The sequence below is a fragment of the uncultured Martelella sp. genome (assembly GCF_963677965.2).
Classification (GTDB): domain Bacteria; phylum Pseudomonadota; class Alphaproteobacteria; order Rhizobiales; family Rhizobiaceae; genus Martelella; species Martelella mangrovi.
The window spans coordinates 292,095-318,104 of the sequence record NZ_CAXXFM010000002.1; the positions used below are offsets into that span (position 1 = coordinate 292,095).

Sequence of the window (26,010 nt, forward strand, 5' to 3'; positions counted from 1 at the left end):
ATATACGGAGCCTGCCACCGTGGAACCGTCACGCGATATCGCTCGCCTTATCGAAATCATGGCCGCCTTGCGGGATCCCCAGACCGGTTGCCCATGGGACATCAAGCAGGATTTCGCGTCGATCAAGCCCTATACGATCGAAGAAGCCTATGAAGTGGCCGACGCGATCGAGCGCAACGATTTTGACGATCTGTGCGATGAACTGGGGGACCTGCTGCTGCAGGTCGTGTTTCACGCCCGCATGGCGGAGGAACAGGGCCTGTTCAGCTTCGGCGACGTGGTTCATGCGATCACGGCCAAGATGGTTCGCCGTCACCCGCATGTCTTTGCCCGCAACGCGGCCGATACGCCCGAGGCGGTCAAGATCCAGTGGGACGAGATCAAGCGGCAGGAAAAGGCAGAGCGCGCCGAACGACGGGCGAAAGCCGGGATCACCGAGGATTTCAAGGCCGGTCATCTCGGCGGCGTCCAGCGTTCGTTCCCGGCGCTGACGGAAGCGCTCAAGCTTCAGGAACATGCCGCCCGCGTAGGTTTCGACTGGTCCGAACCCGAGCCCATTCTCGACAAGTTCGAAGAAGAGATCGGCGAACTGCGGCAGGCGCTTCAGTCAGGCGACACGGCTGCGATTGCCGATGAACTCGGTGATCTCATCTTCGCCGCCGTCAATCTCGGCCGCCATACAAAGACCGATCCCGAGCAGGCCCTGCGCGGAACAAATACAAAATTCAGACGCCGGTTCAATCACATAGAGAAATCTCTTGAACAATCCGGTGAAACGCTGGATGCCGCGACCCTGGAACGCATGGAAGCGCTCTGGCAGGACGCCAAGGCGATCGAGCGAAAACTGGGATAGCCGTTGAGGCCGCCCACCGTCGTTTTTTTCGTCTTTTGCGTTTTCGCTGTTGACCTCGAGTGCACTCGAACACCTAACTTCGCCAGCGTCGTGACCAAAACACAGGACTGTCATGAAAATCGGTGAACTGGCGAAGCGTTCCGGATTGTCGGTCTATACGATCCGCTACTATGAAAAGATCGGCCTGCTTCCCGAAGCCGACAGAGACCGGTCGGGCCATCGTGACTACGATCCGTCGACGCTGATCTGGATTGAATTTCTCGGTCGTCTGAAGATAACGGGAATGCCGATCAGTCAGATGCTGCAATATGCAGCACTCAGACAACAGGGAGCAGCGACGGAAGACCAGCGCCGCCGCCTGCTCGAAGCGCATCGCGCCACAGTGCGTGCCCATGTGCTCGAACTTCAGTCCTGTCTTGCGGTTCTCGACACCAAGATAGCCGGTTACGCCGGCGGTGACGAACAGCAGGACAAGACAACCAATGAACAACCATCAATCCACTCTCGAACAGACCCGGCTTGAGCGGGGAAAGCATGCGCTTGCCGAAATCGACGGCGAGGCCGGGGAAAAGGTTATCGAAGCGCTGGCGGATATTGCGCCGGATTTCTCACGCTATCTTCTGGAGTTCGCCTTTGGCGACATCTACAGCCGCCCCGGCCTTGGTCTGCGTGAACGCGAGATCGCAACCATCGCCGCATTAACGGCGCTCGGCAATGCAAGGCCACAGCTTGAGGTGCATATCGAGGCGGCCCTGAATGTCGGTGTGAGCAGGGATGAAATTGTCGAAACACTCATGCAGATGGCGGTCTATGCAGGATTTCCCGCCGCCCTCAACGGGCTCTTTGCCGCCAAAGAGGTGTTTGCCGACAGATCGCTGCTCTAACCTGCCAGCATGCTTTCCAGCCGCTGCGCTTCCGGACCGGGCACGCGGATGTCGAGACTGACGGAGCCGTCCTCAAGGTCGCGCCGTTCATCGACAAGCGCGTGCTCGTAGATCCACGGCAGGATGTGCAACTGGGCCGGCGACAGCGTGATGGTGGTTTCGGTCAGGATACCGGCAAGCCGGGCTGCGATCTGGTCCACCAGCGCATCGACGCCCTCGCCGGTGACGGCGGAAACGCCCATGACCGATGCGTTGGCAGCCGCCCGGGCCATCAGCGCGTCATGCTCCTCGGTATCCAGCAGGTCGAGCTTGTTCCAGACTTCGATGATCTTCTCGTTCTGCGCCTTTTCGTCGATGCCGAGGTCGCCGAGAATGCGCAGAACATCGTCCGACTGGGCATCGCGCGCCGGATCGGACATGTCGCGGACATGCAGGATCAGATCGGCTTCCAGCACCTCTTCCAGCGTTGCGCGGAAGGCTGCGACCAGATGGGTCGGCAGGTCGGAAATGAAACCAACCGTGTCGGAGAGGATAACCGTGCGGCCATGCGGCAGCTTCATCCGCCGAAGCGTCGGGTCCAGCGTGGCAAACAGCATGTCCTCGGCCAGCACCCCTGCCCCGGTAATCCGGTTGAACAGCGTCGATTTACCGGCATTGGTATAGCCGACGAGCGCGACAATCGGATGCGGCACCTTCTTGCGCTTCGAGCGGTGCAGCTGGCGGGTGCGCACGACCTGTTCCAGCTCGCGTTCCAGCTTGGTGATCCGCTCGCGCAGAAGCCTTCGGTCGGCCTCGATCTGGGTTTCACCGGGGCCGCCCATGAAACCGCCGCCGCCGCGCTGACGCTCAAGGTGGGTCCAGCTTCTGACAAGACGCCCGCGCTGATAGTTCAGATGCGCCAGTTCGACCTGCAACCGGCCTTCCTTGGTGGAGGCGCGCTCGCCGAAGATCTCGAGGATCAGACCGGTGCGGTCGATCACCTTGGCAACCCAGGCCTTTTCGAGATTGCGCTGCTGGACAGGCGACAGCGGGTGATCGACGATCACCAGGCCGATATCGCTGTTGTCGAGCAATTCGTCGATTTCCTGGATCTTGCCCGTGCCGATCAGTGTGGCCGGACGCGGCTCGTTGACCGCGACAATCTCGGAGGCGACGACATCCAGACCGATCGCGCCGGCAAGGCCGACCGCTTCCTGCAGACGGCTTTCGGGCGCGCGCGAAGAGGTTTCGCCATCACTGCCCCGCTGGGCCTTGATGACGGGCACAATAACGAGCGCCCGTGATGAATCGCGGTTCTCATATTCGCTTTCAGGAAAAAACGTATCGGGAATGGAAAATCACCGAATCAGGAAGCGTTGTCGTCGTTTTCAAACATCTGAACCGGCTGGCCGGGCATGATCGTCGAGATCGCATGCTTGTAAACCAGCTGGGAATGTCCGTCCCGACGCAGCAAAACGCAGAAATTGTCAAAAGATGTGACAACGCCCGTGAGCTTGACTCCATTGATCAGAAAAATCGTGAGAGAAATCTTCTGCTTACGGACAGTATTGAGGAAAAGGTCCTGCAAATTCTGAGAACGTTCCGCCATGGCGCCGCTTCTTTCTTTCTCTTGCCGGCCGAAAACCGGTGCCCACCTCATTGTAGTTGCCTTCGAAGAACGAGGGACAACCAGTCAATGACAGGTCGTAGCAAATTGGTAGCGCTTTCGCAACGACGAAAACCGATTGCCTGCAGCACGGCCGGTTGCAGGCTGATTTCGCATGTCAGAAATACTGAATTGAAACACGGAAAAGCTGCTCCACATGGCGCACGGCCGATGCCGCCGCAAACAGAATGACCCTGTCATGCGGCTTGATCTTGAGGTCACCGGTCGGGCGCAATGTCGTGTCACCGCGATAGACCGCGCCGATGCGAATTCCCTCCGGAAGGTCGAGGTCCCTGAACGGCGTTCCCACCAGGGGCGATGTCGTCAGCGCTTCCGCCTCGATCACTTCGGCCGCCCCCTTCTGCACCGCGTAGACCGAACGGATACGGCCCTTGCGGACATGCTGGAGCACGCGCGAAATCGTGACGGCGCGCGGATTGATATAGGCATCGATCCCGAGCGATTTGGTCACATCATGAAAGGACGGATTGTTCAAAAGCGCCAGATTGGACTTGCAGCCAAGCTGTTTGGCGATCACGGAGGCCAGAATATTGGTCTGGTCATTGTTCGTGAGCGCGACCATCAGATGCGCGTCGGGCACGTCCGCCTGGATCATGATGTTCTGGTCCAGCGCCGAGCCCTGAAGCACGATGCCATGATGAAGGGCATCGGAGACGGCAATCGCCTTTTCACGATCGAACTCGATCATCTTCAGTCGGGTTTTCGGCTGCAGTTCCTCGATCGATTTCGCGACGAAAAAGCCGATATTGCCGCCGCCGGCAATCACGATCCGCCGGGCTTCCTGCTCTTCATGCCCGAACAGCGCCAGCGTGCGGCGGATATGCTCCTGTTCGCAGACGACATAGACCAGATCGCCGGCGACGACCTGATCCGTCGAATGGGGAATGATCACTTCCTCGTTCCGGTAGATGCCGGTCACCGTCGCGTTGAGATCGGGAAACAGCTGGCTCAGCTGCATCAGCGGCGTGTTGAGAACCGGGCAGTCGTCATTGCACTCGACGGCCAGCATCGCGATCTTTTCGTCGGCAAAGCGGACGATATCGGTCGCGCCCGGAAAGGAAATGCGCCGGAGGACCATCTTGCCGACTTCGACTTCCGGCGAGATCGTCACATCGATCGGCATATGATCGCGCGAAAACAGATCGGAGTAGTGCGAATGCAGGTAGCTCTGGGAGCGTATGCGAGCGATCTTGGTCGGCACGTTGAACAGCGAATGGGCGACCTGACAGGCCACCATGTTGATTTCGTCGTGCAGCGTGACGGCAATGATCATGTCCGCCTGATCGGCGCCCGCCTTGGCCAGCACATCCGGATGGGCGCCGTGGCCGACATAGCCGCGCACATCGAGCAGTTCGGTAATGGCCGTGATCAGCGAGGCCGAAGTGTCGATAACGGAAACGTCGTTATATTCCTGGGAAAGACGCTCGGCGATGCCGAAGCCGACCTGGCCCGCACCGCAAATAATGATTTTCATCAGAACCCCTCTGGGGTTTTAAGATTCTGGTGGTTCAGCTGGCCGCAATCTGCCCGGTTTTGCATCAAATGCCAAGGGACTTCAGTTTGCGATGCAACGCCGAGCGCTCCATTCCGACGAATTCCGCCGTGCGCGAGATATTACCGCCGAAACGGTTGATCTGCGCCATCAGGTAATCGCGCTCGAAACGTTCACGCGCCTCGCGCAGCGGCAGCGTCATGATATGGGCGTCGCCCGAGGTCTGGATCTGCGGCAGCACATCGGAAAGATCGGCCGGCAGCAAATCTGCACCGATCGGCTGACCGGCATCCTCTTCCCGCGACAGGATCAGCAGCCGTTCCAGATTGTTGCGCAACTGGCGGATATTGCCCGGCCAGTCATGCGCCTGGAGAATGGCCATGGCATCATCGCCGATCTGCCGCTGGCGGATCCCCGCCTGCTCACAGAGCTGGCGCATGATGAAATCGGCCAGGAACGGAATATCCTCACGCCGCTCGGCAAGGCCGGGAATGACAACCGGCACGACCGCCAGACGGTGAAACAGGTCCTGCCGGAACAGGCCTTCTTCGATGCGCGATTTCAGATCGAGCGCCGTCGACGACAATATCCTGACATCAACGCTCACCCGCCGGCTGCCGCCGACACGTTCAAACTGCTGGTCGACCAGCACGCGCAGGATTTTTTTCTGGGTTTCCGGCGGCATTTCGCCGATCTCATCCAGATAGAGCGTGCCGCGATGCGCGCGTTCCAGCGCCCCGGTCTTGCGGGTCCGTCCGCCGCCCGCCTCGACGCCGAACAGCTCGGTCTCCATGTTTTCCGGCGTGATGGCTGCTGCATTCAGCGCCACGAACGGCGCCTGCGCCCGCAGGCTTTTCTTGTGCATCAGCCGCGCAACCACCTCCTTGCCGGAGCCGGAGCCGCCGAAAATCATCACGCGGCTGTTGGTCGGACCGACTTTCTCGACGGTCTGGCGCAACTGCGAAACCAGAAGCGACGAACCGACGAGTTCATCCGGGTCGCCGCTCTTGCGCTTCAACTCCTGGACTTCCGATTTCAGCCGCGAATTTTCCAGCGCTCGCTCGGCGATCAGCACCAGACGGTCTGCCTTGAACGGTTTCTCGATAAAATCGAACGCACCGCGCTTGATCGATGACACGGCGGTTTCGATATTGCCGTGGCCGGAGATCATCACCACCGGAATATCCGGGTAACGCTGCTTGATCTCTTCCAGAAGCGCCAGGCCGTCAAGCCGGCTGCCCTGCATCCAGATATCAAGAAAAATCAGACGCGGCACGCGGTCGTTGATCGCAGCCAGCGCGCTGTCGCTGTCATGTGCGACGCGGGTTTCATGCCCTTCATCGGAAAGAATGCCCGAGACGATATCACGAATATCCGCCTCATCATCGACGACGAGAATATCAGAGGCCATCTTGTTCTTCCTTGTCTGTTTCCTCGCGCGTGCGTTCACTGTCATGAACATGCGGCAGTTCAACGCGGATCATCGCTCCCCGTCCCCCGGCAAAATCCTGGGGAGCGTCATGCAATTCCAGCTTGCCGCCATGTTCCTCGATGATCTTGCGAACGATCGCGAGGCCAAGCCCGGTGCCTTTTTCGCGCATCGTAATATACGGTTCAAGGATCATGTGCCGATTTTCGACGGGCAGGCCCTTTCCATTGTCGATAAAGTCGATGACGTAACGGTCCCTCTGTTTGTCGAAACCGGCGCGCACGAGGATTTTTCGCTCTCCGTCTATTTCACTTTCCGGAACGTTTTCAATTGCCTCTACGGCATTCTTGATAATATTCCCGAAGGCTTGCCCGAGCATCCGGTCATCAAAGAAACCTTCAAGCGGTTCATCGCCCAGTTCACGCAGGAAGGTGATGTCGGTGCGCCCCATCTCCAGCAGGAACACCGCGTCGGACAGAATCTGACGCAGGTCACCGGCGGATTTCGACGGTTTGGGCATGCGCGCAAAAGATGAAAACTCATCAACCATCCGCCCGATATCGCCGACCTGACGGACGATTGTATCGGTACACTGGTCGAAGACCTTGCGGTCTTCCTCATTATCGATCTTGCGGCCGAAGCGCCGCTTGATGCGTTCGGCGGAAAGCTGGATCGGCGTCAGCGGGTTCTTGATCTCGTGAGCAATCCGGCGCGCGACATCGGCCCACGCCGTCGAGCGCTGGGCGATGATCAAATCGGTGATGTCATCAAGGGTGATGACATAGGAATTCGAAGCGTTGCGGGAATCCTCACGGGTCACCTGTACGGAGAGCGTGCGTTCCTTGCCGAGGCGGAAAAGATTGATCTGACGGCGGAAATTCTGACGGCGGCGACGCATGGCCGCTGTCATCACCATGTCGATCTCGGGGGAAAGATCGGCAAGCTTGCGGCCGATCAGCTCTTCGCTCCTGGCGGCAAGGAGCTGTTCGGCGGAAATATTGACGATGGTGATCGTGCGGCTTTCGTCGACACCGATCACGGCTGCGGTAACACCGGACAGCACAGCCTCGATGAAGCGCCGCCGGTCATCGACCTCGTCCTTGGCCAGCAGGATTTCACGCTGCTGAACGCGGATTTCCGAGATCATCTTGTTGAAGGTGCTGGAAAGCCTGCCGACATCGCCATCGATGGTGCGAACGGGAACAACAACCTTCATGTCGCCCGAGGCCACCTGGTCGGCAGCGCCAATCAGCAGCCGGATCGGCAGAACGATACGGTCTGCAACCGCAATACCGGTCCAGATCGCGGCCAGCAGCACGATCAGCGCGAAGCCGAGATAGAGCACCGCAAAGGCCACCTGAATTGAAAAACGCCCCTCCTCCATCGCCGAATATTCGGAGACATTATCCTCGATCATCCGCATCGCGCCCATGACATTGGGATCAACGGCACGGACGGTATAGAGCAGGCTGTTCGGAATGGCCTCGAGCGCGATGATTGCGCCCACAAGATTGGTATCACCCGGCGGAATCAGCGTTGGCGTGCCGGCCGCTGCCTTTTCAAGCGCATCATCGGGAATGTCGGGCAGCACGGTTTCGTCGCCGAGATCGGCCTGAACGACGACGCTGCCGTCGTCCTGCATCAGGAAGGCGCCGAGCATGCCGCGTCCGCGCGCCTGGCGGGTCATGAGGTCGGCAAAGCCGGTGCGGTCCAGAAAATAGAGCGAGCGGTTGCGCTCCAGGTCGTTGCCCATGGAGAGCGTCTGGCCCTGCAGATAGCTGGCATTCTCCATCATGTAGGCCTGAGCGACATTCAGCGAGGACTGCACGATCGACTGGGTTCTGAGCGCAAACCAGCGATCGAGGCCGGCATTGAGCGTCAGTGTGGCAAAGATCGCCACCACGATCGCCGGCGTCACCGCCACAATCGAGAAAAGCGCAACGATCCTGATATGCAGTTGGGCGGCCGCACGGCCGCGCCTGCGGGCCTTCAGCAGGGTGAGAACCTCCCGGCCGATCAAGAAGATCATCGCAAGAACGAAGAGCGAGTTGGCAGCCACAAGCCCGGCGACGACATGGCCGGTCGGCTTTATCGGCGTCAGCCCCAGAAGAATGAAAAGCGACAGGAAGGCGGTCAGCAACGCACCGACGACGAGAAACATGCCCGGCGATTTCAAGATGGCCCGTGCGCTGCCGCGCCCATAGGCTGAATCGCCGCTGGTCGCGCCATCATCCTCGACCTGCGCGTGAAAACTGCTTTGTGTCTCGCTGCCGTCTGCTGTCATGCCACCGTTCTCAAACGCCCTCCCGCCCTCATCGGCGAGAACGCTCAAGGACACGCGCGGTAAAGGTGAGCGCATTCACCGCGATTCCATCCTATGGTGAGGATATGCAACAGATTGTGGCACAAATGCAACGGAAAGCTGCCAGTCCCCTGTCAATCCGGGCAAAATCAGGACGCCGAGCGCGAGCTGCGATAGACCGAAACACCCAGCTCACGGATTTTCTTGCGCAACGTGTTGCGGTTGAGGCCGAGCAGGTCCGCCGCCCGGATCTGGTTGCCGCGCGTGGCCGTGAGTGCCGCCAGAATTAGCGGGTATTCGACCTCGTTCAAAACCCGCTCGTAAAGGCCGGAGGGCGGAAGGCTCTCGCCGAAACTGGCGAAATAGGTGCGCATGTTTTCCTCGACGGCCTGGGCGATGGTCGGCATGCCGCTGCGCACCTGTGCCCCCTCGGCAGGCGCTTCCGGCTGATCGGCCTGCAGCTCCTGCTCGACGATCTCACGGGTGATGACGTCCTGCGGATAGAGCGCCATCAGCCGGCGCACCAGGTTTTCCAGCTCGCGCACATTGCCGGGCCACGGATAGGTCTTCATGGCGTCGATGGCGGCCTGTTCGAACCGTTTGCCGCCAAGCCCCTCGACTTCGCCTTCATTGATGAAATGACGGACAAGGTCACCGATATCCTCGGCACGCTCGCGCAGCGGCGGCAGCCTGAGCGGCACAACGTTGAGGCGGTAATAGAGGTCTTCGCGGAACTGGCCCTGATGGATCGACTGTTTGAGGTCCTTGTTGGTGGCGGCGACGATGCGCACATCTGTACGGATCGGCGTGCGTCCGCCCACCGTGGTGTACTCACCCTGCTGGAGAACGCGCAAAAGCCGCGTCTGGGCATCCATCGGCATGTCGCCGATTTCATCCAGAAACAGCGTGCCGCCTTCGGCCTGTTCGAAACGGCCGGAAGAGCGGGTCTGCGCGCCGGTGAACGCGCCTTTTTCGTGGCCGAACAATTCCGATTCGATCAGATCACGCGGGATCGCCGCCATGTTGATGGCAACGAACGGACCGTTGCGGCGCTTGCCGTAATCGTGCAGCGCACGCGCCACCAGCTCCTTGCCGGTGCCCGATTCACCCGTGATCATCAGCGTCAGGTCGGTCTGCATCAAACGCGCCAGAACCCGGTAGATTTCCTGCATGGCAGCCGACCGGCCGACGAGCGGCATACCGTCCTGCATGTCGTCGCCAAGCGGCGCCGGCTTGCGTTTCGGTTCGGACAGCGCCCGGCCGACAATGGCGATCAGCTCGGTCAGATCGAACGGTTTGGGCAGGTAATCATAAGCGCCCTTTTCCGATGCCCGAACCGCCGTCATGAAGGTGTTCTGCGCGCTCATCACGATCACCGGCAGTTCGGGCCGTGATTTCTTGATGCGCGGCAGCAGGTCGAACGCATTTTCGTCCGGCATGACCACGTCGGTCAGCACCAGATCGCCCTCGCCCGAGGACACCCAGCGCCACAAGGTTGCGGCATTCGAGGTGATCCGGACATCGTAACCGGCACGGCTCAGCGCCTGGTTCAGCACCGTACGGATGGCTGCGTCATCATCTGCGACAAGTATCGTGGCTGTCATCTATTCAATTTCCATTTTCGGGTTGGCCTGCTCCTGCAGGACATCCTTGGAGACGGGCATCAGGATCCGGAATGTCGTGCGACCTTTCATGTTCTCGCATTCGATGATCCCGCCATGCGCGCCGATGATCTTCGCAACCAGGGCAAGCCCCAGTCCCGTACCGTTCGGTTTGGTGGTGATGAAAGGATCGAACAAATGCGGCATAAGATCGGGCGGAACGCCCGGTCCGTTATCCTGAACGCAAAATTCCAGCGGCAGCGAGATCTTTTCGCGGGTTCCCGCCACCGACATACGGATGCCGGGCCGGTAGGCCGATGTCAGGATGATCTCGCCATCCGGCTTGTCGGCAACCGCTTCCGTTGCATTCTTGACCAGGTTGAGGAACACCTGAACCATCTGGTCGCGATTGGCAAAAACCTGCGGCAGGGACGGGTCATATTCCTCGATGATCTTGATATCGCGCGCAAAGCCCGCTTTCGCCACCGCCTTCACGTGGTCGAGCACCGAATGGATGTTGAGCGGCACGCGGTCGATCGTCCGTTCGTCGGAAAACACTTCCATGCGGTCAACCAGCGAGACGATCCGGTCGGATTCGTCGCAGATCAGACGGGTCAGCGCCCTGTCATCGTCACTGGCATTGGTTTCAAGCAACTGGGCCGCACCGCGAATGCCGGAAAGCGGGTTCTTGATTTCATGCGCCAGCATGGAGGCAAGCCCCGTGACCGAGCGCGCCGCCGCGCGATGCACAAGCTGGCGATCGATCTTGTCGGCCATGGAACGCACCTGGAAAACCAGGACCACGGAGCCCTCCTCTCCCACCGGCGCGACATAGATATCCACCAGCTTGTCCTGGCCAAGACGCGGCGAGGACAGATCGACACGGTATTCATTGACTGGCGCGCGGCGTTCACGCACCTGCTCGATCTGAGCCAGCAAGGGGCTGTCGAAGGGGATGAAATCGGTCAGCGCCTTGCGCGCCAGATGCGCCGCACTTGCACCGAAAAACACCTCGGCTTCCCAGTTCGTATAGGAAATCCGTCCGTCTTTCTCGATCAGCACGACGGGATTCTGAATCGCGTTCAGAACTTCGAGAGCGACCATTTCGGCAGCCTTGCGCATACCGCCATCGGTGGTGGTCATGCGGCTTTCCTTTCCTCGCTCGCGTGCGTCAGCAGGGCATCCAGCCGGGCGATAACGCGATCCGGATTCGTTTCGGTCATGATCTGGGTTCTTTCAGCGGCATCGATACCGGGCACAAGCCGGCCGATATACCATCCAAGATGTTTGCGGGCGTGGCGTACGCCGACCTCGGTTCCGTAAAATGACAGCATTTTGCGATAATGTTCCAGTGCAATCCCGGCCTTGACGGCCTGCGGCAGGTCCGGCGCGCCGGCCAGAAAACCGGCGTGCCATGGCCGTCCCTGGCAGCCGCGGCCCGTCATCACCGCCGTGATGCCATTGCGCGACAGCAGGTTGTCGACATCGTCGCGGGTTTCGATATCGCCATTGGCAATGAAGGGGATGCTGACGACGTCGGCGACAGCAGCCACGGCATCCCAGTCGGCACTGCCTTTGTAAAACTGCATGCGGGTCCGGCCATGAACCGTTATGGCCTGAACACCGGCATCTTGCGCGCGGGCGGCAAGCTCGCAGGCATTCATGCTTTCATGATCCCAGCCAAGCCGCATCTTGACCGTGACCGGCACATTAACGGCGGCAACGGTGGCCTCGATAATGGCAAGCGCCCGCTCCGGCTCGCGCATCAGCGCCGAACCGGTATAGCCGCCGACAACCTTTTTGGCCGGGCAACCCATATTGATATCGACGATATCGGCGCCATTGGCCTCGGCGATACGGGCAGCCTCCGCCATGAAGGCGGGGTCGCGGCCGGCAAGCTGCACCACGTGGGGCTTGAGCCCCGCGCCCTTCAGGCGTACCCAGCTTTCGGCGGTATTGAATGTCAGCTCGCGGCTTGCGATCATCTCGGTCACGACAAGGCCCGCGCCATGGCGGAATGCGAGTTCCCTGAACGGCAGATCGGTAACGCCGGACATCGGTGCCAGAATGACGCGATTGCGAACCCGGACGTTGCCAATCTCAAAGGAATCCGATGGATTATTGCGAAGCAAATGGCTATCTTTCATGCAGCACATCATTTTGCCCTATTTTTAGACAAGCCGTGGCCGTTTGCCAAGCGATTTCGCTAATACTTCACAAAAATTAGGCATATGCTGGAAAATTGGCGCAATCCGGGTAAGTTCGCGCCAACTGGAATCAACAGACAGGTACATATCTGATCATGGCAGCAGGCAAAAGCTTCAATCCCGGTGTTGTCGTGGTTGCCGCAGGCCGTGGGGAAAGGGCCGGCGTTCCCGAAGAAGGCCCGAAGCAATACCGCCCTATCGGCGGCATGCCCGTGATTTCCCACACCCTGTCGGGCTTTGTCGAATGGGCCGGCGCAAGCGCGGGCATCGTCGTGGTCATTCACCCCGATGACGAGGCGCTTTTCCGTGACGCTCTGTCGCATGTGCGGCAGGCCGATGGCATTCAGTTCGTATATGGCGGCGACACCCGCCAGCAATCTGTCCTGAACGGGCTTGAGGCACTTCAGCGGGCCAATCCCAGCCATGTGCTGATCCACGACGCTGTGCGGCCCTTTTTCGATGCACCGCTGATCGAGCGGATCTGCGCGGCGTTGAAGGCCGGCGACGATGCCGTTTTGCCGGCGATTGCCGTGGCCGATACGCTGAAGCAGGCCGATGCGCATCACATGGTGGCCGGAACCGTACCGCGGGCCGGGCTTTTCGCCGCGCAGACCCCGCAGGCCTTCGATTTTGCCGTCATCTTCGACGCGCACCGCCGGGCAGCCGCCGAACAGCGCTTCGATTTTACCGATGACGCCGGCATCGCCGAATGGGCCGGTCTTGGCGTACGGCTGGTCGACGGACTTGCCGACAATGTGAAACTGACCTTCCGGAGAGACCTTGCCATGGCAGACGAAAAGCTTTCCCAGAACCTGATTGCCGATATCCGCACCGGAAACGGCTATGACGTGCACAAGCTGGTGCCCGGCGACGGGGTGACGCTTTGTGGCGTGCGCATCCCCCATGACATGACGCTTTCCGGCCACTCCGATGCCGATGTCGCCTTCCACGCCCTGACGGACGCCCTGCTCGCCACCTGCGGCGAAGGCGATATTGGCGATCATTTTCCGCCGTCCGATCCGCAATGGAAGGGAGCGGCATCCAACATCTTTCTGGCACATGCGGCGAAGATCGTACGCGGCCATGGCGGCGTCATCCTCAATGCCGATGTCAGCCTGATCGCGGAGGCGCCGAAGATCGGCCCGCATCGCAATGAAATGCGGCAGAAAATCGCAGATTGCCTCGGCATCGATCTGACGCGGTGCTCGGTCAAGGCCACGACAAACGAAACCATCGGCTTCGTCGGCCGTGGCGAGGGGATCGCCGCGATTGCCACGGCGAGCGTCAGTTACGGAAACATGCGATGATCAACGCGGATATCGAAGAACGGGCCCGGCTTCTCATCGACCATTGCATCAGCGCCGGCAAGACCATTGCCACGGCCGAAAGCTGCACCGGCGGAATGATTGTCAGTGCGCTGACCGATATCGCCGGCTCCTCGGCGGTCGTCGACCGGGGCTATATCACCTATTCCAACCAGGCGAAGATGGACATGCTCGGGGTCAGCGCCGAAACGCTGGCAACGGTCGGTGCGGTCTCGCGCGAAACAGCGCTGCAGATGTCGGCCGGTGCACTCTGGCGATCGGGCGCCGACCTGGCCGTCGCCGTGACCGGCATCGCCGGTCCTTCCGGCGGAACTGCGGAAAAGCCTGTCGGCCTCGTCCACCTTGCAGCGCGTGACCGCAAGGGACGCCTCCACCACATCGAAAGCCGCTATGGCGATATCGGCCGCGACGGTATCCGCATTGCCACGGTGCAGACCGCGCTGGGCATGCTCGAAGGCCTGATTCAGTCGTAATACCCTCGCCGTAGCGATGGCTACGATTTTCGCCTAGCCGCTTTCAAAATCGTTCCGGTCCTTAGGACTAGGTATAAATCCTGTCGGCGCGCGATTCGAAGGCTTCGGAAAACTTGCGGAAGGCCCGGTCGAACATCGAGCCCATCATCGCGCCGAGAATGCGGTTCTTGAATTCGTAGTTGATGTAGAACTGAACGGCGCAGGCGCTTTCGCCCTCCGGCTGGAAATGCCAGCAATTATCCAGAAACCGGAACGGGCCGTCGATATAGCTGACATCGATGCGGCGCTCCTCGTTGTTCAGGAGCACCTGCGTGGTAAAGGTCTCGCGAATACCCTTGTAGCCGACCGTCATATCGGCGATCAGCAGGGTCTTGCCGTCCTTTTCCCGCGACGAGCGGATCGACAGAGCCTCGCAAAGCGGCAGAAACTCGGGATAACGTTCAACGTCGGCAACGAGGTCGAACATCCGGTCGGCTGAATGGTGGACATGTCGTGTTGTCTTGAACTCTGGCATGGTTTTCAGCTAATGGTCCCGAGCGGAAAGCGCAAGCAATTCGTTGTTTTCGGCATATGATTTCAACACGCAGACCGGAATATCGCCACCGTGAAGATCGAGCATTCGCTCGACACGCGGCGCGAACTTCTGTTCGAAAGTCCACACGTAACGGATGAAGTCCCAATTCAGTCGTTCGGGACAACCCTCTGCCATATCGGGTCGGCTCCGCCCCGCATAACGGAACCGCCTTTTGACAATGCCACGCACAGAGGTCCAACGCGGCGGCCTGGTCCAGATCACCAGTTCGGCGCGCGCGAGCCGCGCCTGCATTGTGCGCGGGCTCGTTCCGTCCATGATCCAGCTTGGCCGCTTCACCGCCTCCGCCACAAGTCCTTCCATTTCGGATTTCCCACGCACCTGCCAGCCCGGTAACCAGAAAAATTCCCGATCCATGGAAATATAGGGCAAGCCATGGCGATCTGCGAGCTGCCGTGAGAGCGTCGACTTGCCGCTGCCCGAACAACCGATCACCATGATCCGCCGTGCCGATTTCAGCCGCGCCGCAGCGTCGGCAATCTCTATCGTGTTCATGAAAAATCCCCCGACCTCGAAGGACGGGGGACATACACCCGGAAAGGGTCTCCGGGCAAGTCTTCTATTCGGCAGCCGCCTGTGCCAGCTTCTTCGCGCGGTTTGCCCGAAGCTCTGCGAAATCCTCGCCGGCATGGTGCGACGAGCGGGTCAGCGGGCTGGCCGAAACCTTGAGGAAGCCCTTGGTGTAGGCCACCGTTTCATAGGACTTGAACTCTTCCGGCGTGACGAACTTGACCACGCGGTGGTGCTTGCGGCTCGGCTGCAGATACTGGCCGATGGTCAGGAAGTCGACATCGGCCGTCCTGAGGTCGTCCATCAGCTGCAGCACTTCGTTCCGCTCTTCACCGAGACCGACCATGATACCGGACTTGGTGAACATGTTCGGGTCCAGTTCCTTGACCCGCTGAAGCAGGCGGATGGAGTGGAAATAACGCGCACCGGGGCGCACCGTCAGATAATTGGACGGCACGGTTTCCAGATTGTGGTTGAAGACATCGGGGCGTGCGGCCACAACGCGCTCTAGCGCGCCGGGTTTGCGCAGGAAGTCCGGCGTCAGCACCTCGATCGTGGTCGAGGGCGATGCCGCACGGATGGCGCGGATGACCTTTTCGAAATGCTCCGCACCGCCATCGGCGAGATCGTCTCGGTCCACCGAGGTGATCACCACATGTTGCAGGCCCATCTGGCTGACGGCCTTGCCGATATTTTCCGGCTCGCTCTGGTCGAGCGCGCCGGGCTTGCCGGTCGAAACATTGCAGAAGGCACAGGCACGGGTGCAGATTTCACCCATGATCATGAACGAGGCGTGCTTTTTCTCCCAGCACTCCCCGACATTGGGACAGCCCGCTTCCTCGCAGACCGTCACCAGCCTGTTTTCCTTCACGATCCCGCGGGTTTCCTGATAGCCCTTGGAGGTCGGCGCCTTTACCCGGATCCAGTCCGGCTTGCGCATGATTTCCGTATCGGGCTTGTGAGCCTTTTCCGGATGGCGCACCCGCTTGGGGGCTGTGGTATCAAGAAGCGTAACCATGTTTCACCCTTGTTGGCGGCCGAGCCCGAAGGGGCCCGGCCAACTTTTCCTGCAAACTTCTGTCAGCGCTTTATCAGGCGTCCGACCCAGATCAGGATCACGGCGCCGATAAAACCGGCGATCAGGTAGCCAAGCCAGCCACCAAGGGCAATGCCGAACACGCCCAGAATGGCGTTGGCGACAATGGCCCCGACAATGCCGAGGATGATGTTCATGAGGATGCCCATATCGGACTTCATGAACTTCTCGGCAAGCCACCCGGCAACACCGCCGATGACGATGGCGGCAATCCAGCCTACACCCTGCTCTTCCATAAATGCGTCTCCCTTCCTCTCTCGGTTTTGGAGCAGGCCAATGAAAGCCTGCCCCGCCACCATAGAGGAATCACGCGTTCAGTGCACGCCCGTAAGCGTCGAGCACACTTTCCTTCATCATTTCCGACAGCGTCGGATGCGGGAAGATGGTGTGCATCAGTTCTTCCTCGGTCGTCTCCAGGTTCATGGCGACGACAAAGCCCTCGATCAGCTCGGTCACTTCCGCACCGACCATATGGGCCCCCAGAAGCTCGCCGGTCTTCTTGTCGAACACCGTCTTGACCATGCCCTGATCCTCGCCGAGCGCCACGGCCTTGCCATTGGCAACGAAGCTGTAGCGGCCGACGCGCACGTCATAACCGGCTTCCTTGGCCTTGGCCTCAGTGAGACCGACGGAGGCGACCTGCGGGTTACAATAGGTGCAGCCGGGAACCTTGCGCTTGTCGAGCGGATGGACGTTCTTTTCGCCTGCGAGCTTTTCAACGCAGATGACGGCTTCATGCTCGGCCTTGTGGGCCAGCATCGGCGGACCGGCGACATCGCCGATGGCATAGACGCCCTCGACATTGGTCTTGCAGTAATCATCGATGACAATACAGCCGCGATCTGTCTTGATGCCGAGCTTCTCAAGGCCGATATTCTCGATATTGCCCTGAACGCCGACAGCCGAGATCATCCGGTCTGCGGTGATCTTCTCGACCTTGCCGTCCTTGGTCTCGACATGCGCAGTGATGTTGTCGCTGCCCTTCTCGACCTTGGCCACCTTGGCTTCCAGCATGATCTTGATGCCGCGCTTTTCAAGCCGCTTCTGGGCGAATTTGCCGATCTCGGCATCCTCGACCGGCATCACCTGCTTCATCACCTCGACCACCGTCACCTCGACACCGAGCGAACGGTAGAAGGAGGCGAATTCGATGCCGATGGCGCCGGAGCCCATGACCAGCAGCGATTTCGGCAGCTTGGCCGGTTTCAGTGCGTCGAAATAGGTCCAGATCAGCTTGCCGTCCGGCTCGATGCCCGGAAGCGCGCGCGGACGGGCGCCAGTGGCGACAATGATGTGCTTGGCCGTGTAGGTGCCGGAACCGAGCGTGTTCTTCGGCTTTGGCGCCTGCGGCTCGACGATCGTCTTCTTCACGTCGGAGACGGTGACTTCGCCCGGCTTGGAAAGCGTCGCCTCGCCCCAGATCACATCGACCTTGTTCTTCTTCATCAAGAAGCCGACGCCGGCATTCATGCGCTCGGCAATGCCGCGCGAACGCTTGACGATGGCTTCCAGATCGGCCTTGACCGAACCCTCGACTGTCAGGCCGTATTCCTCGGCGTGATTGCTGAAATCGAGGATTTCGGCGGAGCGCAGCAGTGCCTTGGTGGGAATGCAGCCCCAGTTGGAGCAGATGCCGGCCAGATGCTCGCGCTCGACAACGGCGGTCTTCAAACCAAGCTGGGCGGCGCGGATGGCAGCGATATAACCGCCGGGACCGGCGCCGATGACGATAACATCATAGTTCTGGGACACGGGGCACATCTCCTTTGCGAAGGCGCCGGACGGCATGAGCCTGTCCGGCCTCTTTTCGGGGAATGCCGCCGCATTCAGCGTGTCAGCATTCCATAGATTTCATCTTTCAGAACCATCCGGCGCTTGCGCAGGTCTTCCATATGCGCGTCGTCGGTTGGTTCGACCCTTGTTTCCGCGCGATGAACCGCGCGGTTTATGTCGTGATACTCGTCGAGGAGTTTGCCAAACCGTGCATCCTCGGCTTTCAGAGCATGCATCTTCTCGACAAGATCGGGGAATTCATCGGCCAGTTCGTGCGGTGTATTCGACATTGGATATTTCCTCCTTTGACTGAAGTTCATATCCAACGCTAACCTCTGGCAGATCGTCCTCCTTGATTTCCGTCAACTGCGATCAAAGCCCGAGCATCATCCGGACCATCGGTTCGACACCGCGGCCGATTGCCCGCGTATTGTCCGCGTCCAGATGCACGCCGTCGATTGGGCTTGCCGTTGCAACGGATGCGGCATCATAGAAACCGCAACCCTGATCGTCGGCGATCTCGCTGTAATAGGTCGAGAGCATCTGCGACTGTTCGACAATGCCCTTCAGGAAACCCATGCCGGTATCATTCGCCGTGGGCACCGCATGCGGCGGCGAGACCACGAGAATGTCCGGCGCATCGTCACCGAATGAATAAGGATGCGAACGCACGATTTCGATCAGCCGCTTCAGACCGCTGCGCGAGGCAAATGCCCCGCCACCGGTCCACGGCTTGAGGTCGTTGGTGCCCAGCATGATGATGACCAGATCGAGCGGCGTATGGCTGGCAAGCAGCGTCGGCAGAATGCGCGCGCCGTTGCGGTCGGCTGCCGCCGTGTGGTCATCATAGGCCGTGGTGCGGCCGCCGAGGGCTTCGGAGAGAACGTCGACGCCCTCCCCCAAAGCCTTTTGCAGCACCATCGGCCAGCGATCCTTATGGGCATGACGGCCGTTTCCGGCCGGATCATGTCCGAATGTCAGGGAATCACCGTAACAAAGAACTGTTTTCATTGCGTATCATCCCCGCCCAGGACCGCCTCAGACCAGCATCGACATCGGATTTTCGATGTAGCCCTTGAAGGACGACAGCACCTGGGCCGCCAGAGCACCGTCGACGCAGCGGTGATCGGTCGAAAGCGTGACCGACATGACCGTGGCAATGGTGATCTCGTCATTCTTGACGACCGCGCGCTTCTCGCCGGCGCCAACCGCCAGAATGGAGGCGTGCGGCGGGTTGACGACGGCGGCAAAGTCCTTGACGCCCATCATGCCCATATTGGAGACCGCTGTGGTGCCGCCCTGATATTCCTCGGGCTTCAGCTTCTTTTCCTTGGCGCGCTTGCCCATATCCTTCATCTCGTTGGAGATGACGGACAGCGGCTTTTCCTCGGCCTTGCGGATGATCGGTGTGATCAGACCGCCCGGAATGGAAACGGCAACGCCGACATCGACATGCTTGTGAACAACCATGTTGCTGTCGGTCCAGGAAACATTGGCCGTCGGCACATCGCGCAGCGACAGCGCCATGGCCTTGATCACCATGTCGTTGACCGAGAGCTTGTAGACCGGCTTGTCATCCCTGACCGGGGCCGACTTGTTGAGCTGGCTGCGAAGCGCCAGAAGCGCATCCAGTTCGCAGTCCACCGTCACATAGAAATGCGGAATGGTCTGCTTGCTCTCCTGCAGGCGCTTGGCAATCGTCTTGCGCATGCCGTCATGCGGCACGAGTTCGTAGGAGCCTTCCTCGAACAGCTTGAGGATTGCATCTTCCGACTGTGCCTGCGGGATCGGCGCTGCGGCCGGAGCACCGGCGGCGGCTTCCGCCTTCGGTGCGGCCTTGCCGACACCTTCGCTGACGGCCTTTTCGATATCGCGCTTGACGATACGGCCATGCGGCCCCGACCCGGAAAGAGCTGCCAGATCGAGGCCCTCTTCCTTTGCCAGACGGCGGGCCAGCGGCGAGGCAAAGATGCGCTCGCCGTCAGCCTTCGGCGCAGCCGGCGCCTTGGGTTCGGGAACAGGCGTGTCGGCCGATGGCGTCGGCGCCTTAGCGGTTTCCTCGGCCTTGGGCTCTTCAGCCTTGGGCGCTTCACTGGCGGCAGGCGCCGGTGCGGCGTCGCCGCCTTCGGCCGCCTTGGCGGCTTCGGCAGCGTCTTCGCCTTCTTCGGCAAGAACCGCGATCAGCGAATTCACCTTCACGCCCTGAGAGCCTTCCGGCACAACCAGCTTGGCAACCGTCCCCTCATCCACGGCCTCGACTTCCATCGTGGCCTTGTCGGTTTCGATCTCGGCGATCACATCACCGGAGGAAACACTGTCGCCTTCCTTCACCAGCCACTTGGAAAGGTTGCCCTCTTCCATGGTCGGCGAAAGTGCCGGCATCGTAATCTTGATGGGCATCAATCGGCTCCCTTACTTGTAGCAGACGGCTTTGACCGCATCGATGACTTCACCGACATTCGGCAGCGCCAGCTTTTCGAGGTTGGCGGCATACGGCATCGGAACGTCCTTGCCGGCAATCGTCATGATCGGTGCATCGAGATAATCGAAAGCCTGCTGCATGACGCGCGTGGCGATTTCGGTTCCGACGGAGGACTGCGGGAAACCTTCCTCGACGGTGACCAGACGACCGGTCTTCTTCACCGATTCAATGATGGTCGGCAGGTCCATCGGGCGGATGGTGCGCAAGTCGATGACTTCCGCGTCAATGCCTTCTTCCGCCAGCTTTTCCGCCGCCTCGATGGCGTAGGACATGCCCATGCCGAAGGAAACGATGGTGGCATCGCTGCCGGGCTTGTGGATACGGGCCTTGCCGATCGGCAGAACGAAATCGTCAAGCTTCGGCACATCGAACTTGTGACCGTAGAGGATTTCGTTTTCCAGGAAGATAACCGGGTTCGGATCGCGGATCGCGGCCTTGAGAAGGCCCTTCGCGTCGGCCGCCGTGTACGGCATAATCACCTTGAGGCCCGGAATGTGGCTGTACCAGGAGGCGTAGCACTGCGAATGCTGCGCTGCAACGCGGGCAGCTGCGCCGTTCGGACCGCGGAAAACGATCGACGATTCCATCTGTCCGCCGGACATGTAATGGGTCTTGGCCGCCGAATTGATGATCTGGTCCATCGCCTGCATGGCGAAGTTGAAGGTCATGAATTCGACAATCGGCTTGAGACCGGCCAGTGCCGCACCGATGCCAACACCGGCAAAGCCGTGTTCGGTAATCGGCGTGTCGACAACGCGCCGGGGACCGAATTCCTGAAGCATGCCCTGGGTCACCTTGTAGGCGCCCTGATATTCGGCCACTTCCTCGCCCATGACGAACACGTCTTCATCGGCGCGCATTTCCTCGGCCATGGCATCACGCAGCGCTTCACGCACCTGCATGGACACCATTTCCGTGCCTTCCGGAATATCCGGATCGGATGCGGGCTCGACAGCTTTCGGCTGGGCCGGAATGGCTTCCGGCGGGGCCTGCGGCTTTTCTTCCTGAGCGACTTCGGGCGCCTTGGTTTCTTCCGGCGGCTTGGTGGCCGAAGCGTCGATATCGTCCACGCTTTCGCCTTCTTCGAGAAGAACGGCGATCGGCGCGTTGACCTTTACGCCCTGCGCACCTTCCTCAACGAGGATCTTGCCGATCGTGCCTTCGTCGACGGCTTCGATTTCCATCGTCGCCTTGTCGGTTTCGATTTCGGCCAGAATGTCACCGGCGGCGACGCTGTCGCCTTCCTTTTTGAGCCATTTGGTCAGGTTGCCCTCTTCCATCGTCGGAGAGAGAGCCGGCATGAGAATATTGGTAGGCATCTTTATCCCTCCCCGTCTTAGCGCAGGATATCGGTGTAGAGCTCGGAGACATCGGGCTCCGGATCGGTCTGGGCGAAATCGGCTGCATCGGAGATGACGGCGCGGACATCCTTGTCAATCGCCTTCAGCTCGTCTTCGGTGGCCCACTTCTTCTCGATCATACGCTGCTTCACCTGCTCGATCGGGTCGTGTTCGGAGCGCATCTTCTGCACTTCATCCTTGGTCCGGTATTTCGCCGGGTCGGACATCGAGTGACCGCGATAACGGTAGGTCATCATTTCGAGGATGATCGGTCCCTTGCCGGAACGGGCATGCGCTTCGGCTTCTTCGGCCGCAGCCTTCACCGCGCGTACATCCATGCCATCGACCTGCTTGCCGGGGATGCTGAAGGATGCACCGCGCTTGGAGAAGTCGGTCTCTGCCGACGAACGGCTGACGGACGTGCCCATCGCATAGCGGTTGTTTTCGACAACATAGACGACCGGCAGCTTCCACAGCTGGGCCATGTTGAAGCTTTCATAGACCTGGCCCTGGTTGGCCGCGCCGTCACCGTAATAGACAACAGCGACCTTGCCGTTGTCGCGGTACTGGTTGGCGAAGGCCAGACCGGTTCCAAGCGGAACCTGTGCACCGACGATGCCATGACCGCCGTAAAAGGCCTTCTCCTTGGAGAACATGTGCATCGAGCCGCCCTTGCCCTTGGAATAGCCGGAGCGGCGGCCGGTCAGCTCGGCCATGACGCCGCGGGCTTCCATGCCGGTGGCGAGCATATGACCATGGTCGCGATAGCTGGTGATGATCTGGTCACCGTCCTGCAACGCCATCTGCGTGCCGACGACAACGGCCTCCTGGCCGATGTACAAGTGACAGAAGCCGCCGATAAAGCCCATGCCATAAAGCTGGCCGGCCTTTTCCTCGAAACGGCGAATCATGAGCATCTCACGATAGGCGTGCATTTCCTGATCGCGGTCGAATTCCGCAATCTTGGCGCTTTCTTCTTTTTTTGACGATTTCCGTGAACCGGATGTTTGAGCCGCCATTCAAGACCTCCTTTTGAAGGAAAGACGTGGAGTTGGCGGTCACAATAAGGCGTTTTGTGCGGCACGGCAATGCTAGATTTACCGCAAAAATGACTTATCTATCTATTTGATAAACAATAATAATAGTCTAATTAACCTGAATTCGATTTATTTGAGATTTCGGTCAAAAATCACGATTTCATCCGGCTTGAGAAGGTTGAGTGCGTAACGCGCCTCCTCATCGAGCGCATCCTTCATCAGCGAGCCGTCGGACAGCATACGGACGCGATCTTCCATGGCCTGCCGTTCGGCCGTGAGCTTCTCAAGCTTGCGTTCACTGATCTCTTTGTGCGCTTCGAATCGCTTGGCGGCCATCATCCCGTAATCACCGTGGATCGAGTGATAGCCGAAATAGCTCATGAAACACGCCGCAATCGCGGGAACGACGAGGCGGCCGTAAAGCCGTGGTTTATGATGGCGAGTCCACATGGAGCTGTCCGGAATGATACGCAGTACACTGAACCGGACCTTAGCGGCGTAACCTTAACCAAGACTAAATCCGCATGCGGTTTCGACACTGAAATCGCCTATCGGATCAAAACAGAAATGCCCGCGGCACCAGGCCGCGGGCATCGCAAATCATGGCAATCAATCAGCCTTCGGACGATCAGCCCTTGAGGATCGACTTACCGGCAAAAACGGCCTGTGCGCCCAGCTCTTCCTCAATCCGGATGAGCTGGTTGTACTTGGCCAGACGGTCGGAGCGCGACAGCGAACCGGTCTTGATCTGACCGCAATTGGTGGCAACGGCGAGGTCGGCGATCGTGGCGTCTTCGGTCTCGCCGGAGCGATGCGACATGACGTTGGTGTAGCCGGCCTTGTGGGCGGTTTCGACAGCGTCGAGCGTTTCTGTCAGCGAGCCGATCTGGTTGACCTTGACGAGCAGCGAGTTGGCCACGCCCATCTTGATGCCGTCCTTCAGGCGCTTGGTGTTGGTCACGAACAGGTCGTCGCCAACGAGCTGGCACTTGCCGCCGAGAACCGACGTCAGCTCCTTCCAGCCGTCCCAGTCGTCTTCGGCCAGGCCGTCTTCGATGGAGAAGATCGGATATTTGCCGATCAGGTCTTCAAGGTAGGAGACCATCTCGCTGGAGGAAAGCGTCTTGCCTTCGCCTTCCATGACGTATTTGCCGTCCTTGTAGAACTCGGTCGAAGCGGCATCCATGGCCAGCATGATGTCGTCGCCCGGCTTGTAGCCGGCCTTTTCGATCGACTTCATGACAAAGTCGAGTGCGGAAATCGTGCTGGGCAGTGCCGGTGCAAACCCGCCTTCGTCACCGATCGCGGTGTTGTAGCCGCCGGCCGAAAGCTCTTTCTTCAGCGTGTGGAAGATTTCCGAACCCATGCGGACCGCGTCGCGCAGCGTGTCGGCGCCGACGGGCATGATCATGAATTCCTGGAAGTCGATCGGGTTGTCGGCATGCTCGCCGCCATTGATGATGTTCATCATCGGAACCGGCAGCTGATGTGCGAAGGTGCCGCCGACATAGCGGTAAAGCGGAAGGCCGGTTGCCGTTGCGGCGGCCTTGGCGGACGCGAGCGAAACGCCGAGAATGGCGTTGGCGCCGAGGCGGCCCTTGTTGTGGGTGCCGTCGAGCTCGATCATGGTCTGGTCGATTTCCATCTGGTTTTCGACGTCCATGCCGACAACGGCTTCGAGGATTTCGGTGTTGACCGCGTTCACGGCCTTCTCGACGCCCTTGCCGAGATAGCGTTCACCGCCGTCGCGCAGCTCAACCGCCTCATGGGCGCCGGTCGAAGCGCCCGAGGGCACGGCTGCACGGCCGATGGTGCCGTCTTCCAGATACACATCGACCTCGACCGTGGGGTTGCCACGGCTGTCGAGGATTTCACGGGCGAGAATGTCGGTGATTGTCGTCATGTCTGTCTACCTGTCGGACCTTGCTGTTCGAATTTGTAACGGACGCGCCTAAGCGCTGGAATTTTCCTGAATACGCACGGTGTCTTGGGAAACCGGCACATTGCAGCAAAACGGCATAAAGCACTTCACTCGTCGGGACTATGACGAATGAAAAATTTTCGGGGCAGTATCGTTAAAAACGTAACCGAAATCCCCTGTCTGGAACTTATCTTTCCTTCGCGATTGCGTCAAAAGCGAGAAGTTTGTCAAGAAGCCGCGGCATATCATCAAGCCGAACCATGTTCGGGCCATCGGACGGCGCATTGTCGGGGTCCTGATGGGTTTCGATGAAAACGCCGGCAACGCCAACGGCAACGGCCGCCCGCGCCAGCGTCTCTACGAATTCGCGCTGGCCGCCGGTGGAACCGCCCTGCCCGCCCGGCTGCTGCACCGAATGGGTGGCATCGAAAATCACCGGCGCGCCGGTTTCGGCCATGATCGGCAGCGCGCGCATGTCGGAGACCAGCGTGTTGTAGCCAAAGGTAACGCCGCGCTCGCACAGAAGCACATTGTCGTTTCCGCTGTCGACGATCTTGGCGAGAACGTTTTTCATGTCCCAAGGCGCCAGAAACTGCCCCTTCTTGACGTTGATGACGCGGCCGGTCTTCGCAGCGGCGATCAAAAGATCCGTCTGGCGGCACAGAAAGGCCGGGATCTGCAGCACATCGACAACCGTCGCCACCTCGGCGCACTGGGCTTCGGTGTGGATATCGGTGAGTACGGGAAACCCGAATTCCTTCTTCAGGTCGGCGAACACTTCCAGCGATTTTTCAATTCCCATGCCGCGCTCGGCCTTCAGCGAGGTGCGGTTGGCCTTGTCGAAAGAGGATTTGTAGACAAGACCGATCCCGGCCGCCTTGCAGATTTCGACAAGCTTCCCGGCCATCATGAAGGCGTGGTCGCGGCTTTCCATCTGGCAGGGCCCGGCGATCAGCGACAGTTTTGCGCTGTTGGAAAAGGCGACGTTTGCCGCACCCTCGCCCGCCGAAACGGTCCGATTGTTCAT

26 protein-coding genes are annotated in these 26,010 nt (G+C 59.8%); 5 read left to right on the forward strand and 21 right to left on the reverse strand.

Annotated features, from left to right (window positions below; all coding sequences use genetic code 11):
- Nucleotides 1-19 precede the first annotated feature (19 nt).
- The 3 genes from mazG (at nt 20) to ACHZCU_RS18655 (ending at nt 1,737) form a co-directional block, all read left to right on the forward strand.
- Entirely contained in the window at nt 20-853 is an 834-nt protein-coding gene (mazG, locus tag ACHZCU_RS18645; RefSeq protein ID WP_319520043.1) for a nucleoside triphosphate pyrophosphohydrolase, read from the forward strand.
- Between the two features lie 112 nt (nt 854-965).
- Nucleotides 966-1,376, forward strand: a complete 411-nt coding sequence (locus tag ACHZCU_RS18650) for a MerR family transcriptional regulator (RefSeq protein WP_319520044.1) — start codon at nt 966-968, stop codon at nt 1,374-1,376.
- Complete coding sequence (locus ACHZCU_RS18655) at nt 1,336-1,737, forward strand: carboxymuconolactone decarboxylase family protein (protein WP_319520045.1); 402 nt, start codon at nt 1,336-1,338, stop codon at nt 1,735-1,737. The genes ACHZCU_RS18650 and ACHZCU_RS18655 overlap by 41 nt, the downstream gene beginning before the upstream one ends.
- On the opposite strand, the gene hflX is transcribed toward ACHZCU_RS18655, so the two are convergent.
- The 8 genes from hflX to dusB all read right to left on the reverse strand — a co-directional run bounded on the left by hflX (nt 1,734) and on the right by dusB (nt 12,383).
- The gene (gene hflX / locus ACHZCU_RS18660; RefSeq protein WP_394706136.1) at nt 1,734-3,002 is read right to left on the reverse strand and encodes a GTPase HflX; all 1,269 of its coding nucleotides are present in this window, start codon (nt 3,000-3,002) and stop codon (nt 1,734-1,736) included. The genes ACHZCU_RS18655 and hflX overlap by 4 nt on opposite strands.
- Nucleotides 3,003-3,082: 80 nt before the next feature.
- Nucleotides 3,083-3,325 carry an RNA chaperone Hfq gene (hfq, locus tag ACHZCU_RS18665; RefSeq protein WP_024706884.1) on the reverse strand — a complete coding sequence of 81 codons (243 nt, stop codon included), beginning with the start codon at nt 3,323-3,325 and terminating at the stop codon, nt 3,083-3,085.
- 175 nt (nt 3,326-3,500) lie between these two features.
- The gene (gene trkA / locus ACHZCU_RS18670) at nt 3,501-4,877 is read right to left on the reverse strand and encodes a Trk system potassium transporter TrkA (protein WP_106305363.1); all 1,377 of its coding nucleotides are present in this window, start codon (nt 4,875-4,877) and stop codon (nt 3,501-3,503) included.
- A 64-nt stretch (nt 4,878-4,941) separates the two neighbouring features.
- Nucleotides 4,942-6,306, reverse strand: coding sequence for a sigma-54 dependent transcriptional regulator (locus ACHZCU_RS18675; RefSeq protein ID WP_106305366.1), 1,365 nt, complete (start codon nt 6,304-6,306; stop codon nt 4,942-4,944).
- Complete coding sequence (locus ACHZCU_RS18680; RefSeq protein WP_319520046.1) at nt 6,296-8,608, reverse strand: PAS domain-containing sensor histidine kinase; 2,313 nt, start codon at nt 8,606-8,608, stop codon at nt 6,296-6,298. The genes ACHZCU_RS18675 and ACHZCU_RS18680 overlap by 11 nt, the downstream gene beginning before the upstream one ends.
- 167 nt (nt 8,609-8,775) lie before the next feature.
- Complete coding sequence (gene ntrC / locus ACHZCU_RS18685) at nt 8,776-10,230, reverse strand: nitrogen regulation protein NR(I) (protein ID WP_106305371.1); 1,455 nt, start codon at nt 10,228-10,230, stop codon at nt 8,776-8,778.
- Entirely contained in the window at nt 10,231-11,370 is a 1,140-nt protein-coding gene (locus ACHZCU_RS18690; RefSeq protein ID WP_319520047.1) for a nitrogen regulation protein NR(II), read from the reverse strand.
- Nucleotides 11,367-12,383, reverse strand: coding sequence for a tRNA dihydrouridine synthase DusB (gene dusB, locus ACHZCU_RS18695; RefSeq protein ID WP_319520048.1), 1,017 nt, complete (start codon nt 12,381-12,383; stop codon nt 11,367-11,369). Before dusB ends, ACHZCU_RS18690 begins: the two co-directional genes overlap by 4 nt.
- 146 nt (nt 12,384-12,529) lie before the next feature.
- On the opposite strand from dusB, the gene ACHZCU_RS18700 reads away from it, so the two are divergent.
- A complete protein-coding gene (locus ACHZCU_RS18700) occupies nt 12,530-13,741 on the forward strand; it encodes a bifunctional 2-C-methyl-D-erythritol 4-phosphate cytidylyltransferase/2-C-methyl-D-erythritol 2,4-cyclodiphosphate synthase (RefSeq protein ID WP_319520049.1) in 1,212 nt (403 codons plus the stop codon).
- Nucleotides 13,738-14,232, forward strand: a complete 495-nt coding sequence (locus ACHZCU_RS18705) for a CinA family protein (protein WP_319520050.1) — start codon at nt 13,738-13,740, stop codon at nt 14,230-14,232. The genes ACHZCU_RS18700 and ACHZCU_RS18705 overlap by 4 nt, the downstream gene beginning before the upstream one ends.
- A 67-nt stretch (nt 14,233-14,299) precedes the next feature.
- Here the strand turns inward: ACHZCU_RS18705 and ACHZCU_RS18710 are convergent, their stop codons facing one another.
- The 13 genes from ACHZCU_RS18710 to kdsA all read right to left on the reverse strand — a co-directional run bounded on the left by ACHZCU_RS18710 (nt 14,300) and on the right by kdsA (nt 26,010).
- Nucleotides 14,300-14,746 carry a type II toxin-antitoxin system RatA family toxin gene (locus tag ACHZCU_RS18710; RefSeq protein WP_319520051.1) on the reverse strand — a complete coding sequence of 149 codons (447 nt, stop codon included), beginning with the start codon at nt 14,744-14,746 and terminating at the stop codon, nt 14,300-14,302.
- A gap of 9 nt (nt 14,747-14,755) precedes the next feature.
- A complete protein-coding gene (locus ACHZCU_RS18715) occupies nt 14,756-15,319 on the reverse strand; it encodes an AAA family ATPase (protein WP_319520052.1) in 564 nt (187 codons plus the stop codon).
- Between the two features lie 64 nt (nt 15,320-15,383).
- The gene (lipA, locus tag ACHZCU_RS18720; RefSeq protein ID WP_319520053.1) at nt 15,384-16,352 is read right to left on the reverse strand and encodes a lipoyl synthase; all 969 of its coding nucleotides are present in this window, start codon (nt 16,350-16,352) and stop codon (nt 15,384-15,386) included.
- Nucleotides 16,353-16,414: 62 nt separating this feature from the next.
- A complete protein-coding gene (locus ACHZCU_RS18725; RefSeq protein WP_106305396.1) occupies nt 16,415-16,666 on the reverse strand; it encodes a GlsB/YeaQ/YmgE family stress response membrane protein in 252 nt (83 codons plus the stop codon).
- Between the two features lie 70 nt (nt 16,667-16,736).
- Nucleotides 16,737-18,182 carry a dihydrolipoyl dehydrogenase gene (lpdA, locus tag ACHZCU_RS18730; protein WP_319520054.1) on the reverse strand — a complete coding sequence of 482 codons (1,446 nt, stop codon included), beginning with the start codon at nt 18,180-18,182 and terminating at the stop codon, nt 16,737-16,739.
- 74 nt (nt 18,183-18,256) lie between these two features.
- Nucleotides 18,257-18,493 carry a YdcH family protein gene (locus tag ACHZCU_RS18735; RefSeq protein ID WP_319520055.1) on the reverse strand — a complete coding sequence of 79 codons (237 nt, stop codon included), beginning with the start codon at nt 18,491-18,493 and terminating at the stop codon, nt 18,257-18,259.
- A gap of 82 nt (nt 18,494-18,575) precedes the next feature.
- Nucleotides 18,576-19,214 (reverse strand): SGNH/GDSL hydrolase family protein, encoded by a 639-nt coding sequence (locus tag ACHZCU_RS18740; protein WP_319520056.1) that lies wholly within the window; start codon nt 19,212-19,214, stop codon nt 18,576-18,578.
- A gap of 27 nt (nt 19,215-19,241) precedes the next feature.
- Nucleotides 19,242-20,603, reverse strand: a complete 1,362-nt coding sequence (locus ACHZCU_RS18745) for a pyruvate dehydrogenase complex dihydrolipoamide acetyltransferase (protein ID WP_319520057.1) — start codon at nt 20,601-20,603, stop codon at nt 19,242-19,244.
- 12 nt (nt 20,604-20,615) lie between these two features.
- Entirely contained in the window at nt 20,616-22,004 is a 1,389-nt protein-coding gene (locus ACHZCU_RS18750) for a pyruvate dehydrogenase complex E1 component subunit beta (RefSeq protein ID WP_106305409.1), read from the reverse strand.
- A 17-nt stretch (nt 22,005-22,021) separates the two neighbouring features.
- Nucleotides 22,022-23,044 (reverse strand): pyruvate dehydrogenase (acetyl-transferring) E1 component subunit alpha, encoded by a 1,023-nt coding sequence (pdhA, locus tag ACHZCU_RS18755; RefSeq protein ID WP_106305412.1) that lies wholly within the window; start codon nt 23,042-23,044, stop codon nt 22,022-22,024.
- A 147-nt stretch (nt 23,045-23,191) separates the two neighbouring features.
- Entirely contained in the window at nt 23,192-23,512 is a 321-nt protein-coding gene (locus tag ACHZCU_RS18760; protein WP_106305415.1) for a septum formation initiator family protein, read from the reverse strand.
- A 178-nt stretch (nt 23,513-23,690) separates the two neighbouring features.
- On the reverse strand, nt 23,691-24,965 hold the full coding sequence (gene eno, locus ACHZCU_RS18765; protein WP_319520058.1) for a phosphopyruvate hydratase: 1,275 nt from the start codon (nt 24,963-24,965) through the stop codon (nt 23,691-23,693).
- 205 nt (nt 24,966-25,170) lie between these two features.
- Complete coding sequence (gene kdsA / locus ACHZCU_RS18770; RefSeq protein WP_319520059.1) at nt 25,171-26,010, reverse strand: 3-deoxy-8-phosphooctulonate synthase; 840 nt, start codon at nt 26,008-26,010, stop codon at nt 25,171-25,173.